Consider the following 13,379-nt stretch of genomic DNA (forward strand, 5'->3'; position numbering starts at 1 on the left):
CGCCATCCGGCGGCGATTCCGCTCCTCAGTCCCGCCGTTCGGCGAGGACGTCGAGGACGCGCTCCGCGAGGGGCGCGGCGCTGGCCGGGTTCTGGCCGGTGGCGAGCCTGCCGTCCACGACGACCTGAGCCTGCCAGTTGGCGCCCGGCTCGTGCTCGGCGCCACGCTCCACCAGTTTGTCAGCCAGCAGGAACGGCACCACGTCGGCCACGCCGCGCAGCCGCTCCTCCTCGTTGGTGAAGGCCGCCACCCGCTTGCCCGCCACCAGGTACGAGCCGTCGGAGAGGGTCAGGTTCACCAGCGCGGACGGGCCATGGCAGACCGCCGCGACCACGCCGCCCCGCTCGTACACCTCGCGCCCGACGCGGATGACGTCCGGGTCGTCGGGGAAGTCCCACATGGTGCCGTGGCCTCCGGCGTAGAGCACGGCGTCGTAACGGGAGGCGTCGACGTCCGCGAGGCGGTCGGTGTCGCGCTCCCCGATCGCGGCGAGGAAGGCCACCTGGGTCTGGTCGGCGGCGTCGAACCCGTCCTGGGGCGGCTGCCCGCCCCGCACGCTGGCGACGTCCACCTCGTAGCCGGCCTTGCGGAAGATCTCCCAGGGGTGGGCCGCCTCCGGCACGTAGTATCCGGTCCGCTCGACGCCGCCGAGGTCGTCATGGCTGGTCAGGGCGATGAGAATGCGCTTGTTCATGTCTCACATCGTCGCCCCGGCCCGCCATAAGTAACAAATAACGAAATAGCGCCGTAGGTATCAGAATAGTGATATGTCGCCAATCTCGCTCGACCTGCTGCGGACGTTCCTCGCGGTACACAGGACCGGCTCCATCACGGCCGCCGCGCAGACCCTCGGCCTGTCGCAGCCGGCCGTGACGGCACAGGTCAAGACGCTGGAGTCGGTGCTGGACCGGCCGCTGTTCGACCGGCTGCCGCGCGGGGTGGCGCCCACGCCGGCCGCCGACGAGCTGGCCCGCCGGGTGGCCCCCTCGCTCGACGCCCTGGACGGGGTGGTGGAGTCGGAGCTGCCCTCGGACGCGGCCGTGCACCTGGGCGGGCCCGCCGAGTTCCTGTGCGAGGAGGTGATGCCGATGCTCGCCCCGCTGGTGCGCTCCGGGCTGCGGCTCCGCACGACGCTCGGGCTGTCCGACGACCTCCTGGCGGACCTCGCGGCCGGGCGCCTGGACCTGGTGATCTCCACGATCCGGCCCCGGGTGCGCGGCGTCCAGGCGGACCCCCTCTACGACGAGGAGTTCCTGCTGGTCGCCGCCCCGTCCCTGGGGCTCGCCGGGGTGGGGCCGAGGGAGCTGGCGGCGGTGCCGCTGGTGGCCTACGCCGAGGACCTGCCCATCGTGCGCCGCTACTGGCGCTCCGTGTTCGGCAGGCGGCCCGCGATGGCGGCGCAGGTCGTCATCCCCGACCTGCGCGGCGTGCTCAGCGCCGTCAGGGCCGGGATGGGCGTCTCCGTGCTGCCCGCCTACCTGTGCCGCCGCGACCTGGCGGCGGGCACGCTCGTCACGCTGGCCGAGCCCGACGAGGCCCCGATCAACACCGGCCACCTGGCCGTCCGCTCGGGCGCGCTGGCCAAGCCCGCGGTGGCCAGGGTACGCGCGCACCTCATCGAGGCGTTCCGCAGCGCCCCCACGTACTAGGCGGACCCTGCTAGGCGGACCACGAGGCGAGCAGCCGCAGCGACTCCTCGTTGGCGCCGCCCGGCTCGGGGTGGAGCAGGCTCAGCCGCTGCCCCGACCCGCCCGGCAGGTCGAACGTCTCGTACCGCAGCGCCAGCTCACCCACCACCGGATGCGTGAAGCGCTTGACCCCGTTGGTGCGCTCCTTGACGACGCGGCCGGCCCAGAGGGTGCGGAACCGATGGCTGTGCACCGACAGCTCGCCGATCAGGGCGGTCAGCGCCGGGTCGTCGGCGTGGCGGCCGGTGGCCAGGCGGAGCTGCCCGACCGTGGCCCGGAGCACCTCCTCGCGGTCGGCGTACAGGTCGGGCTCGGCGAGGAAGTTGTACCTGGCCAGGTTGGCGCCGGGGCGGCAGAGGCCGGGGAAGAGCGCGTCGGCCAGCCGGTTCCAGGCGAGCAGGTCGAGGCGGTGGTCGAAGATCATGGCCGGGATGTCCGTCATGCGGTCGATGAGCTCCACCAGCTCCCGCCGCACCCCGCCGGACGGCCGCGGCCTGCGGGGCCGCGGCGCGGCCAGGTCGAACAGGTGCGTCCGTTCGGCCTCGCTCAGGTCCAGCGCCCTGGCCAGCGAGTCCATCACGGACGCGGACGGCTGGGCGGTACGGCCCTGTTCGAGGCGTACGAGGTATTCGACGCTGATACCCGCCAGCTCGGCCAGCTCCTCGCGGCGCAGCCCGCGCACCCGCCTGCGCGGCCCGCTCGCCAGGCCCACGTCCTCGGGCGTGACCTCGTTCCTGCGGGCCTGGAGAAATGCCCCGAGTTCCCGGTTCATGGGTACAAGTCTGCCCGTGGATCGCCCTGCCGGGACACGCCGAACCTGCCACTCCGAGTACCTGGATAGCCGGAATCACGGCGGGCATGCTGACCTCATGTGCCATTCCACCGACAGCAGGCCTCCCGCACCGCCGATCCAGGGCGAGGTGGCCTCTCACGAGCAGATAGAGCTGACGGCCGCCGACGGCAACCGGCTGCTCGCCTACCGGGCCGAGCCCGCCGAGCCGAACGGCCGCAGCGTGGTGATCCTGCCCGACGTGCGCGGGCTGCACCCGTACTACCGCGACCTCGCGGTGCGCTTCGCCGAGGCGGGCTTCCGCACGATCGCGATCGACTACTTCGGCCGCACGGCGGGTCTCGGCGAGCGGGACGACGACTTCGACTTCATGAAGCACGTCGGGCAGCTCAAGGCCGAGCATGTCAGGGCCGACGCCAGGGCGGCCACCGAGCAGCTCGACGGCCCGGTCTTCACGGTCGGCTTCTGCATGGGCGGCGCCCACTCGTGGCGGCAGGCGTACGAGGGGAACGGCCTGGCGGGCGGCATCGGCTTCTACGGCGCGCTGCGCGCCATCGAGGAGCCGGCGACCGGGCCCGGCGCGCCCCTCCTGATGCTGCTCGCGGGCGCGGACACGGCGACCACGCCCGAGCAGTTCGAGACGTTCGAGGCGGCGCTCGACCGGGTGGGCACGGAGCACGAGAAGGTCGTCTACGAGGGCGCGCCGCACTCGTACTTCGACCGCACGTACGCCGAGTGGGAGGACGCGTGCCAGGACTCCTGGCGCCGCATCCTGTCGTTCACCGAGCGCCACTCAGCCTAGGTAGGCGGCCCTGACGACCGGATCCTCCCGGATCTCGCCCGGCGCGCCGGCGGCGATCACCTTGCCGAGGTCCAGCACGACGATCCGGTCGCAGGTGTCCATGACGAAGCCCATGTCGTGCTCGACCAGCAGCACGGTCGTGTCCAGGGCCTTGACGACCTCTCCCAGGCGTGCGGTCTGGGAGGCGTCCAGGCCCGAGGTGGGCTCGTCCAGCAGCAGGAGGCGGGGCCGGTCGGCCAGAGCCCTGGCCAGCTCGACGAGCCGGCGCTGCCCGACGGGGAGCGCGGCGGCGTACGCGTCGCGCAGCGGGGTGAGCCCGCACAGCTCCAGCACCTCGGCCACGCGCTCGCCGCGTTCCCGCTCCAGCCGCCGGCGGGCGGGCCAACCCACCAGGTCGGCGGCGAGCCCGCCACCGCCGCCGTGCCAGTCGAGCGCGGCCAGCACGTTGCCGGCCACGGTGAGCCGGCCGAAGACCTGGGTCCGCTGGAACGTGCGCCGCACCCCGGCCCTGGCCCGCCTGACCGGGGACACCCCGGTCAGGTCCCGGCCCGTCACGCTGACCCGGCCCTCGCTCGGCCGGCGCAGCCCCGACACCACGTCGAACAGCGTCGTCTTCCCGGCCCCGTTCGGCCCGATCACACCGCACACCTGACCCGCCGCGACCTCGAACGACACCTGGTCCAGCGCCCTGACCCCGCCGAACGCCACCGACACGCCCTCCACGGCCAGCATGTTCACCGCACCCCCAGGTAGGCGGCGGTCAGCCGCTCGCTGTCCACTTCCGAGCGCGGCCCTGCCCACGTGACGCGCCCCAGCCGCATGAACGCCACCCGGTCGGCGAGGGCCAGCGCCTCCGTGGCCTTCTCCTCGACCAGCAGCAGCGCCACGCCACGAGAACGCAGCTCGGCGAACACGTCGAACACCTGCCGCACCATCATGGGCGCCAGCCCCAGCGACGGCTCGTCGGCGATGAGCACCCGTGGCGGCCGCACCAGCGCGGGCGCGAGCGTGAGCAGTTGCTGCTCGCCACCGGACAGGGCGCCGGCGAGCACGGTACGGCGCTCGGCGAGCTGCGGAAGGCGCTCGTAGACGGGGCCCGGGTCGGGCAGCCAGGTCCGCAGGTTCTCCTCCACCGTGAGCCCGGGGAACACGCCCCGGCCCTCGGGCGCGAGCAGGATGCCCGCGCGGGCCCTGCGGTGCGCGGGCCAGGCGGTGACGTCCTCGCCGTCCAGCAGGATCCGGCCGCTGGTGACGGCCAGGTCGCCGGCGGCCACCGCGCAGGCCGTGGACTTGCCCGCCCCGTTGGCGCCGAGCAGCGCGACCACCTCGCCGGGCCGGACGGCCAGGTCCACGCCGCGCAGCACCGTGCTGTCCGCGTAACCGGCGACCACGCCCTCCAGCCTGAACAGCGGCCCTTCCACCTGCACGGGCGGCGGCGCCGGGACAGGCTCCGCCGGGGTGCGGCGGCGGTGGCGGAGCCCGGCGAGCTGGGTGAGCACCCCGTCGGGGTGCTTGGCCAGGATCACGCCGCCGGCCCCGAACAGGATGGCCCCGACGTGCGCGGACACGCCCCAGGTGGCGAGCAGTTCGGGCACGGCCACCGCGATCAGGCCGCCGAGCACCGCGCCGCCGATACGACGCACGCCTTGGAGCACGACCACGGCCAGCCACACGAACCCGGAGAACGCCGGCAGGTCGGTGGCGGTGATCGAGCCCTTGGAGACGGCGAACAGCACCCCGCCCAGCCCGGCGATCGCCGACGCCAGCGCGAACAGCATGATCTTGGTACGGGGCGCCGACAGCCCGGACGTCGTGGCGGCGGCGGGGGCCGACCTGACCGCGAGGATCGCCCGCCCGGAGGCCGACCTTTCGAGGTTCCGTACGAGCAGGGCGACCGCCCCGATCAGCACGAGCAGCACCACCACCCGCACCCGGGGATCCGAGGTGTCCGCGAAGCCGAGCCCCAGCGCGGGCACCGGCCACCCGATGGTCCCGTTGCTGAACGCGTCCACCTGGAACAGCACCTGGTCGGCCAGCAGCGCCATGGCCAGCGTGGCCAGCGTCAGCACCCGCCCGCCCAGCCGCAGCGCGGGCAGCGCCACCAGCATCCCCACGGCGGCGGCCGCCAGCACGCCCAGCACGATCGCCACGAAGAACGGCAGCCCGGACGAGAACGCCCATCCGCAGGTCAGCGCCGCCATCGAGGCGAAGGCGGCCTGGGCCAGGTTGACCATGCCGCCGATGCCGGTCACCACCACGAACGAGCAGAAGATCAGCGCCAGCACCAGCCCCTGCGCGGCCACTCCCACGTAGTACTCGGACGCGAGGAAGGTGAACCCGAGCAGCGCGGCCAGGGCGAGCGCCCACGGCATCCTGCGGCGCCACGGCGGCAGCCCCGCCAGGTGGTCGGGCGGGGGCGCGTCCTCGGCCGCGCTGCCCGCGACCCGCTCGCGCGACCTGTTCAGCAGGACGAGCCCGGCGAACAGCAGGATCACCGGCACGGCCGTGCGCAGCCCGGTGACCTCTTCGAGGAAGTCGGTGTATCCGGCGACCAGGTTCTGGACCACGCCGAGCGCGAGCCCGGCCGCGAACGTCCACGGGATCGAGCGCAGCCGCCCGAACACCGCCGCCGTCGCCGAGGCGAACAGCAGCACCGTGTACGCCGTCGCGTCCAGCCCCAGCACGGACACGGCCAGCACGCCGGCGAGCCCGGCGAGTCCCGAGCCGAGCATCCAGGCCAGCGCCGAGGTGGCGTCCGCGTCGATGCCCCGGAGCGTGGCCAGGCGGCGCCGGTCCACGGCGGCCCGCATGCGCAGCCCGTACGGGGAGTGCCGCATGAACGCCCACAGCCCGGCCGCCGCCACCGCCGAGAAGCCGAACGTGATGAGCTGGTCGGTGTCCAGCCGGGCCCCGAGCACCTCGAAGGAGAGCGCCGGATGCGGGCCGACGCCGCGCGGCAGCGAGGTCGCGTCCGCGCTCGGCAGCCCGGCCAGGTCCACGACCAGCAGGCCCAGCGCGGGCAGCGCGATCGTCAGGCCGATCGTGGCGACGATCTGCGCGGTCTCGCCCGCCTGCGCGAGCCCGCCGAACATGGTCCTGTGCAGCACGTATCCGAGCGCGGGCGCGAACAGCGCCACCGACACCAGGGCCGACAGCCACGCGGGCAGCCCGGCCGCCTGGTTGAGCTCGTAGAACAGCAGGGCGGACAGGAATCCGACGGCGCCGTGGGCGAAGTTGAACACCCCGGTCGCCGCGTACGACAGCGTCAGGCCCGACCCCATGACGGCGAAGATCGCCCCGGTGACCAGGCCGCTGAGCACGTATCCCAGGATCATTTGAGCGGCACGTTGTCGAAGCACTTCATGCTCTTGGCCACCTGGAAGGCGCCTTTCTCCAGCTTGACCAGCGCGCCGCAGCCGTTCGGCTCGCTGTGGTCCTTGGGGTACTGGATCCTGCCGAACCCGGCGTTCTCGTAGAGGTAGTCGCCGTTGCCGACGGCCAGGAACTTCTCGCGGGTGAGGTCCTTGCCGGCCTTGCCGAGCATGTCGAGGAAGATGTCGGCGGCCCAGTAGCCGATCGCCATGTGCTGGGTGGGCACGGCGCCCGGCGCGACCTTCTCGACGTCCTGCTTGAACCGGGCGATCTCGGGGGCGGTGGACTCGAACGGCTCGAACATCGGCGCCGCGATCACGCCCTCCAGGGCCTGCGCGCTGGCCTGGTCCTTGAGGATGGCGGCGTCGTAGCTGGTCGCGTCGGTGAGCACGCCCTTGTAGCCGGCCCGCTTGAGCGCCGAATAGAGGCCGACGTTGAACTTGGTGCCCGCGATCACGGAGACCACGACGTCGGGGGCCTTGCCGCCGTTCGAGGTCATGATCTTGTTGACGTACGGGAGCCAGTCAGGGGGTGGCGCGGCGGCCGGGAGGCCGGAGTTCACGCCGACCAGCTTGAATCCGGCGGCGGTGAACGACTGGGAGATGGTGGTGCCGCCGTACTTGCTGCCGCTGGAGTCGGAGGTCTGGACGTACACGCTCTTGCCCTCGGCGCCGCCGAGCAGGTCGGCCAGTTGCCTGCCCCACCACGTCTGGGAGCCCGCCCCCTGCTTGGGCGCCAGGCAGCCGTTGTAGCCGAAGCCGGTCTTCGTGCCGCACCACTGCGGGCCCGTCGCCCAGCCGAACCAGGGCACGCCCTGCTGCTCCAGGAAGGCGGCGCCGCCGAAGTTCGGGGCGTGCACGGGGACGAGGGCGAAGACCTGGTCCTTCTGCACGAGCTTCTTGGCGGCCGCGTCTCCCTTGGCCGCGTCCTGGCCGTCGTCCTCCGCCCCGATGAACTCGATCTTCCGCCCGTTCACGCCGCCCTCGGCGTTGGCCCGCTCGAACCTGGCCTTCGCCCCGATCTCGGCGTCCTTGGTCGAGTAGCCGCTGGCGCTCGTCTTGGTCAGCACGCCGCCGACCTTGACCGTCGTGTCGGTCACGCCGGGCGCCGCCGAGCCGACCGGGCTCTTCTGCTGGGCCGCGCACCCGGAGACGAGCAGTGTTGTTACCGTGAGTGCCGCCGCGACCCGCCGTACCATCCTGGCCTCCCGCGATTTGGCCTAGCGCTCGCTTGGTTTTGCGCCGAGCGTAAATTCGCCCAGGGAGGGTGTCAACCGGGGGTGACCGAGCAACCGCTTGCTCGCAATCGCGAGACCGGGTTACCGTGTGGCGCATGCTGATGCGCGCGGCCGTCCTGACCGGCTTCCACGCCCCCATGGAGATCCGCGAGGTGGAGATCGCCGATCCGGGTCCGGGCGAGGTCCGCGTGCGGATCAAGGCGTCGGGCGTGTGCGGCTCCGACCTCAAGGCCATCGACGGCAAGAGCCCGGTGGTCGGCAAACTGCCGTTCATCCTCGGGCACGAGAGCGCCGGAGTGGTGGAGAGCGTCGGCGCGGGCGTCACCGGCGTCCGGCCCGGCGACCACGTCATCGTCTCGATGAACGGCCCCTGCGGGCGGTGCCGCCACTGCGGGGCGGGCCGGTTCCACCTGTGCTCGGGCCCTGCCAGGCTGCAGACGATCATGGGTGGCGCGCCCAGGATCACCCTGGACGGGCAGGAGACGCGCCGGTTCATCGGCATCGGCTCGTTCGCCGAGTACGCGGTCGTCGCCGAGGCCATGTGCGTGAAAATCGCGAAAAACGCGCCTCTGGATGCCATGTGCCTGCTGGCCTGCGGGGTCGTCACCGGCGTCGGCGCGGTCCTGAACGTCGCCGAGGTCCCGCCCGGCGCGGGCGTCCTCGTCGTCGGCTGCGGCGGCGTCGGCCTCAACGTCATCCAGGGCGCGGTGCTGGCGGGCGCCACCACGATCATCGCCGCCGACGTGGCCGAGCAGAAGCTCAAGCTGGCCGGGCGCTTCGGCGCCACCCACACGATCGTGGCCGACGACCTGCCACGGCAGGTGGACGAGCTGGTGAAGGGCGGCGTCGACTACGCCTTCGACGCGACAGGCGCACCCGGCGTCCTGTCCAAGGCCTTCGCCGCGACCCGGTCCGGCGGCACCACGGTCATGGTCGGCAGCCCGCCCCAGGGCCAGGCCGTGGAGGTGGACCCCGGCCTGCTGTTCGCCTCCCGCCGCCTCATGGGCACCCAGGGCGGCGACGCCGCGCCCCACCGCGACCTGCCCATGCTGGCCGAGCAGTACCTGCGGGGCCGCCTCGACCTCGACGGCCTCATCTCCGAGCGCCTGCCGCTCGACCGGATCAACGACGCCGTGGCGCACGTACGGGAGGGCTCGGTGGCGCGTACCGTCATCACCTTCTGAAATACGAACACCCGGCGTCACCGCACTCTTACCCTGTGTGTCATGACGGAGAGAAGACTCAGGGTGCGCGTCCGGCGGGCCGCCATGGCCACGGTTCTGACGGCTCTGGCCATGACCGGCCCGGAGCCCGCCGGCGCCAAGGGCGTGTACGACTTCGGCACCGAGGGCGTGGTCATCTGGAGCGACCCGCGAAGGGACGCCGTACTCGTCGGCTTCGGCTACCCGGGCCAGGGCTTCGAGTCGGACCGGTCGGAGGAGCACGGCTTCTTCCAGTGCGACGACTACTTCGACAGCATCCTGTGGCACCACGGCCGCAACACGGCCACCGGCATCGTCGGCTGGGTCCCCGCCTGCAACCTCGCCGACGCCGACTAGACCCCCAGCTTGACCGGCTCGGGCCGCTCGGGCGCGGGCCGCTCCTCCTCCTCGTGACCCTCCACCGAGAGGTTCGGCAGGAGGCGGTCCAGCCAGCGCGGGCACCACCAGTTGAGCCGCCCGAGCAGGACCATCGTCGCCGGCACCAGGAACCCCCTGATGATCGTGGCGTCCACCGCGATGGCCACCGCCAGCCCCACCCCGAACGTCTTCACCATCGGGTCCGGGTACGCGATGAACGCCACGAACACGGCCACCATGATCAGCGCCGCCGACGTGATGACCCGGCCCGTCGAGCCGAGCCCCTCCGCCACCGCCCGCGTGTTGTCCCCGTGCCGCAGGTACGCCTGCCGCACCGCCGTCAGCAGGAACACCTCGTAGTCCATCGACAGCCCGAACAGCACCGCGAACAGCATCAGCGGCACGAAGCTCTCGATCGGCACCGAGAAGAAGACCGTCTCCAGGTACGAGGAGCTGGCCGGGGCGTCCATGCCCACGAGGCGGCTGCCCAGGCCGATCGAGAACACCAGGGCGAGCGCGCCGAAGGCGGCGCCGAGCGAGATCAGGTTCATCACCGCGGCCTTCACCGCGACGACGGGCGCGCGGAAGGCGAACAGCAGGAGCAGGGCGCTCAGCAGCACCACCACGCCGATGACCAGCGGGGTTCGCTCGGACATCCGGGTGCCCGCGTCGGTCATGGCCGCCACCTTGCCGCCGACGTGCACGCTCACCCCTGGCGGCGCGATGGCCCTGATGTCCTTGACCACGTCGGACGCCCGCGGGTCGCTGGGCTTGTACTCGGTGACGACCTGGAGCAGGACCGAGCGGCCCGAGGAGTTGACCTTGGGGGTGGCCACGTGCGCGACGCCGTCGACGTCGCCGACCTCGCGGGCGAGCTGGTCGACGACCGGGTCCTTCTGGTCGGCCACCTTGGCGGGCAGTTCGGCGACCACGAGCAGCGGACCGTTGATCCCGTCGCCGAAGCCGGCGGCCATCAGCTCGTAGGCCCGCCTGGGCTCCGAGCCCTTGGTGCCGTACCCGTCGTCGAGCGGGCCGAGCTTCAAGGCCAGCGCCGGCGCGGCCAGCAGGCCCAGCGCCAGCACGCTGCCGAACAGCACCTGCCACGGCCGGCGCGCCACCCAGGACCCCAGGCCGGCCCATCCGGACCCGGACGAACCGCCGCCGCGCAGGAACGGCACCTTGAGCGCGTTGATCCGGTGGCCGAGCACCCCGAGCAGGGCGGGGACGAGGGTGACCGAGGTCAGCACGGCGGTGACGACCGAGATGCCGGTGACCCAGCCGAGCGTCGCCAGCAGCGGGAACCCGCCCAGCATGAGCGCGCTCAGCGCGATGATCACCGTGCCGCCCGCGAACACCACGGCCCCGCCCGAACTCGCCACGGTCCGCCGTACGGACTCCACCACCGGCACCCCGTCGGCCAGCAGCCGCCGGTGCCTGGACAGCAGGAACAGCGCGTAGTCGATGCCCACGCCCAGCCCGATCATCGTGGCCATGATGCCCGCCTGCTTGGGCATGTCCAGCACGTGCCCGAGCAGCCCGATCACGCCGAGCCCCGTGGCGACGCTGACCAGCGCCGTGAAGATCGGCACCAGCGCGGCCGCCAGCGTCCCGAACGCGAACACCAGCACCAGCAGCGCGCACACCACGCCGATGATCTCGCTGGGCCCGGTCTTGATGTCCTTGTCGGCGGGGGTGGAGCTGTCGGCCGCCACCACCTCGATCCCGGCGGCCCGCGCCGGGTCGGCCGCCTTCGACAGCGCCCGCGTGTTCTCGGCGACCTTGGTGCCGTCGTGGCCCTGCAGGCGGATGGCGATGAGCCCGATCTGCAGGCTGGCGGAGATGCCACCGCGCCTGAACGGGGTGTCCACCCCGACGACGTGCGGCATCGTGCGCAGGCCCGCCAGGACGTCTTCGACGGCCTTCTTGCGCGACTTCTCGACGAGCGGCCCGCCCGCGGAGTAGAGGACGAGCTGCACCGTCCCGCCGGTGTCGTACCCCGGCCCGAAGCCGGTCTTCATCAGGTCGTGCGCCCGCTGCGCGTCGGTGCCGGGAATCGTCGCGTCGTTGCTGACCGGGCTGCCGAGCACGAGGCTCCCGCCCATCAGCGCGGCCGCCACGACCACCCACAACGCCAGCACCAACCGCCCGTGCCGCGCGCACCAGCCGCCCAGCCGCCCAAGAAACCGCGTCATCGCCCAAGTCCCTTTCGACGGCCGTCCTGTACGGTCGTACAGGACTACGATAAAGCAGGAAATATCCGGAGGGGATGCATCGCATGGAAATGAGATGATGACCACACCCGACGACACCCGGACCCGGATCCTGGCCGCGGCCAGAGAGCTGTTCGCCGAACGCGGTTACGCGGGCACCTCGCTGGCCGACATCGCCGCGGCCGTGGGCCTGACCAAGACCGCCGTCGCCTACCACTTCCACCCGAAGGACCGCCTGGCCTCCGAGTTACTCGCCCCGGCGGGGGACGACATGCTGGCGCTGCTCGGGACCGACTTCCCGAGCAGGGAGGCGTTCGTCGACGCGCTGGTGACCTTCGCGGTCCGCTACCGCTCGGTGATCCGCCTGTTCATGGAGGACCTGGCCGCCGAGGACCCCGGCGCGCCGGAGTCGGAGCGCGCGACGGTCAGGACGTTCAGGGACGAGATCTTCGGCAGGCTCGTGGGCGACGACCCCGACCCGGAGACCAGGCTGAAGAGCTGGGCCCTGCTCGGCGCGCTGCAGTGGGGCGCGGTCAGGACCATGGACCTGCCGGAGGAGCAGGTCCGCGAGGTGCTGCTGGAGGCCTGCCGGGCTTTCTAGAGACCCAGCACCTCCCGTTCGACGCGGTCGAGCGCGAGGCGTACGGCGCCCAGCGCCACACCCTCGTCCCCGAACGTGGAGGCCACCACCTCCGGCACGCTCACGCACAGCTCGGCCAGGTGCCGGCGGAGCGGTTCGAGCAGCACGTCGCCGGCCTGCGAGTGACCGCCGCCCAGCACCAGCAGGTCGGGGTCGATGGCCAGCGCGAGCGCCGAGGCGCCGATCGCGAGGTTCTCGGCGTAGCGGTCGACCCGCCGCGCCGCGTCGCGGTCGCCCGCCAGAGCCGCCTCGAACACCTCGGCCGCCGAGGCGTCCTTGACCAGCTCGCGGGCCGCGTCCTCCCAGCCGACCTGGCGCAGCGTGCCGATCTCGCCGGCGGCGCCGTTGCGCCCCGGGTGCGGCCGCCCGCCGATGAGGATGCCCGCGCCCGCCCGGTGGCCGATGAGCACGTACACGACGTCGGAGGCGTGCTGCGCGCTGCCGCGCCAGTGCTCGGCGAGCGCGGCGAGGTTGGCGTCGTTGGCGGCCAGCCCCGTGCAGCCGAACCAGCGCCCGGCCAGCTCCGCCAGGTCCACGCCCGTCCAGCCGGGCAGCGTGATCGACAACGTCACCCGGCCGGTGCGGTCCACGATGCCCGGGGTGCCCGCCGCGACCGCCCACACCCGCGTGCGCGCGACGCCCGCGCCGTCCACGCACTTCAGTGCCGTACGCCGGGCCGCCTCCAGCCGTTCGTGAGCCGCGGCGTCGCCGGAGACGTCGGCCCGCTCCCAGGCGATCACCTCGCCATTGAGATCGGCCAGCGCGGCCACGATCCCGTCGCCCCCGACCTCCACGCCCACCACGTGGCCGGCGTCCGCGCGGAACCCGAACCGCCGCGCGGGCCGCCCCATCACGCCCTCGTCGGGCGGCACCTCCCTGACGTGGCCGCGCTCGCCCAGCTCGTCGAGCACCGCCTCCACCGTCTGCCTGGACAGCCCGGTGATGCGGCCGAGCCTGGTCAGCGTGGCCACGCCCTCGCGGCGCAGGGCCCTGAGCGTGACCTGGGTGTTCACCTTGCGCAGCAGGGACGCGTCACCTGGGCGAAGCTCGGTCAACTTAT

12 protein-coding genes are annotated in these 13,379 nt (G+C 72.8%); 5 read left to right on the forward strand and 7 right to left on the reverse strand.

Going from position 1 to position 13,379, the window contains the following annotated elements:
- Positions 1-25: 25 nt before the first annotated feature.
- A complete protein-coding gene (locus AB0J87_RS61230) occupies positions 26-694 on the reverse strand; it encodes a type 1 glutamine amidotransferase domain-containing protein (RefSeq protein WP_363984812.1) in 669 nt (222 codons plus the stop codon).
- Positions 695-767: 73 nt separating this feature from the next.
- Here AB0J87_RS61230 and AB0J87_RS61235 point away from each other — a divergent pair, with 73 nt between their 5' ends.
- Entirely contained in the window at positions 768-1,649 is an 882-nt protein-coding gene (locus AB0J87_RS61235; RefSeq protein WP_363984814.1) for a LysR family transcriptional regulator, read from the forward strand.
- Positions 1,650-1,659: 10 nt separating this feature from the next.
- Here the strand turns inward: AB0J87_RS61235 and AB0J87_RS61240 are convergent, their stop codons facing one another.
- Positions 1,660-2,460 (reverse strand): helix-turn-helix transcriptional regulator, encoded by an 801-nt coding sequence (locus tag AB0J87_RS61240; protein WP_350724444.1) that lies wholly within the window; start codon positions 2,458-2,460, stop codon positions 1,660-1,662.
- Positions 2,461-2,557: 97 nt separating this feature from the next.
- On the opposite strand from AB0J87_RS61240, the gene AB0J87_RS61245 reads away from it, so the two are divergent.
- Positions 2,558-3,280 carry a dienelactone hydrolase family protein gene (locus tag AB0J87_RS61245; RefSeq protein ID WP_350724442.1) on the forward strand — a complete coding sequence of 241 codons (723 nt, stop codon included), beginning with the start codon at positions 2,558-2,560 and terminating at the stop codon, positions 3,278-3,280.
- Here the strand turns inward: AB0J87_RS61245 and AB0J87_RS61250 are convergent.
- From AB0J87_RS61250 to AB0J87_RS61260, 3 genes are read right to left on the reverse strand one after another with little or no spacing between them, the layout of a single operon-like run.
- Entirely contained in the window at positions 3,272-4,012 is a 741-nt protein-coding gene (locus AB0J87_RS61250; RefSeq protein ID WP_363984816.1) for an ABC transporter ATP-binding protein, read from the reverse strand. The genes AB0J87_RS61245 and AB0J87_RS61250 overlap by 9 nt on opposite strands.
- Before the next feature lie 2 nt (positions 4,013-4,014).
- Positions 4,015-6,615, reverse strand: a complete 2,601-nt coding sequence (locus tag AB0J87_RS61255; protein WP_363984818.1) for an ATP-binding cassette domain-containing protein — start codon at positions 6,613-6,615, stop codon at positions 4,015-4,017.
- The gene (locus tag AB0J87_RS61260; protein ID WP_363984820.1) at positions 6,612-7,850 is read right to left on the reverse strand and encodes an ABC transporter substrate-binding protein; all 1,239 of its coding nucleotides are present in this window, start codon (positions 7,848-7,850) and stop codon (positions 6,612-6,614) included. Before AB0J87_RS61260 ends, AB0J87_RS61255 begins: the two co-directional genes overlap by 4 nt.
- 134 nt (positions 7,851-7,984) lie before the next feature.
- Here AB0J87_RS61260 and AB0J87_RS61265 point away from each other — a divergent pair, with 134 nt between their 5' ends.
- Positions 7,985-9,073: an alcohol dehydrogenase catalytic domain-containing protein gene (locus AB0J87_RS61265; protein ID WP_363984822.1), complete on the forward strand. Its 1,089-nt coding sequence runs from the start codon at positions 7,985-7,987 to the stop codon at positions 9,071-9,073.
- Positions 9,074-9,115: 42 nt separating this feature from the next.
- Entirely contained in the window at positions 9,116-9,448 is a 333-nt protein-coding gene (locus tag AB0J87_RS61270) for a hypothetical protein (protein WP_350724433.1), read from the forward strand.
- Here the strand turns inward: AB0J87_RS61270 and AB0J87_RS61275 are convergent.
- A complete protein-coding gene (locus AB0J87_RS61275) occupies positions 9,445-11,661 on the reverse strand; it encodes an MMPL family transporter (RefSeq protein WP_363984824.1) in 2,217 nt (738 codons plus the stop codon). The two genes, AB0J87_RS61270 and AB0J87_RS61275, sit on opposite strands and share 4 nt — an antisense overlap.
- Before the next feature lie 94 nt (positions 11,662-11,755).
- On the opposite strand from AB0J87_RS61275, the gene AB0J87_RS61280 reads away from it, so the two are divergent.
- On the forward strand, positions 11,756-12,280 hold the full coding sequence (locus tag AB0J87_RS61280) for a helix-turn-helix domain-containing protein (RefSeq protein ID WP_350724429.1): 525 nt from the start codon (positions 11,756-11,758) through the stop codon (positions 12,278-12,280).
- Here the strand turns inward: AB0J87_RS61280 and AB0J87_RS61285 are convergent.
- Positions 12,277-13,374, reverse strand: a complete 1,098-nt coding sequence (locus AB0J87_RS61285) for an ROK family transcriptional regulator (RefSeq protein WP_363984826.1) — start codon at positions 13,372-13,374, stop codon at positions 12,277-12,279. The genes AB0J87_RS61280 and AB0J87_RS61285 overlap by 4 nt on opposite strands.
- Positions 13,375-13,379 lie beyond the last annotated feature (5 nt).

This window comes from Nonomuraea sp. NPDC049625 (assembly GCF_040675285.1).
In the GTDB taxonomy this organism is placed as follows: domain Bacteria; phylum Actinomycetota; class Actinomycetes; order Streptosporangiales; family Streptosporangiaceae; genus Nonomuraea; species Nonomuraea angiospora_A.

Excerpts from the sequence above, each read along its gene's own strand:
- AB0J87_RS61230 (WP_363984812.1), bottom strand. The coding sequence starts at position 694 with ATGAACAAGCGCATTCTCATCGCCCTGACCAGCCATGACGACCTCGGC.
- AB0J87_RS61235 (WP_363984814.1), top strand. The coding sequence starts at position 768 with ATGTCGCCAATCTCGCTCGACCTGCTGCGGACGTTCCTCGCGGTACAC.
- AB0J87_RS61240 (WP_350724444.1), bottom strand. The coding sequence starts at position 2,460 with ATGAACCGGGAACTCGGGGCATTTCTCCAGGCCCGCAGGAACGAGGTC.
- AB0J87_RS61245 (WP_350724442.1), top strand. The coding sequence starts at position 2,558 with ATGTGCCATTCCACCGACAGCAGGCCTCCCGCACCGCCGATCCAGGGC.
- AB0J87_RS61250 (WP_363984816.1), bottom strand. The coding sequence starts at position 4,012 with ATGCTGGCCGTGGAGGGCGTGTCGGTGGCGTTCGGCGGGGTCAGGGCG.
- AB0J87_RS61255 (WP_363984818.1), bottom strand. The coding sequence starts at position 6,615 with ATGATCCTGGGATACGTGCTCAGCGGCCTGGTCACCGGGGCGATCTTC.
- AB0J87_RS61260 (WP_363984820.1), bottom strand. The coding sequence starts at position 7,850 with ATGGTACGGCGGGTCGCGGCGGCACTCACGGTAACAACACTGCTCGTC.
- AB0J87_RS61265 (WP_363984822.1), top strand. The coding sequence starts at position 7,985 with ATGCTGATGCGCGCGGCCGTCCTGACCGGCTTCCACGCCCCCATGGAG.
- AB0J87_RS61270 (WP_350724433.1), top strand. The coding sequence starts at position 9,116 with ATGACGGAGAGAAGACTCAGGGTGCGCGTCCGGCGGGCCGCCATGGCC.
- AB0J87_RS61275 (WP_363984824.1), bottom strand. The coding sequence starts at position 11,661 with ATGACGCGGTTTCTTGGGCGGCTGGGCGGCTGGTGCGCGCGGCACGGG.
- AB0J87_RS61280 (WP_350724429.1), top strand. The coding sequence starts at position 11,756 with ATGATGACCACACCCGACGACACCCGGACCCGGATCCTGGCCGCGGCC.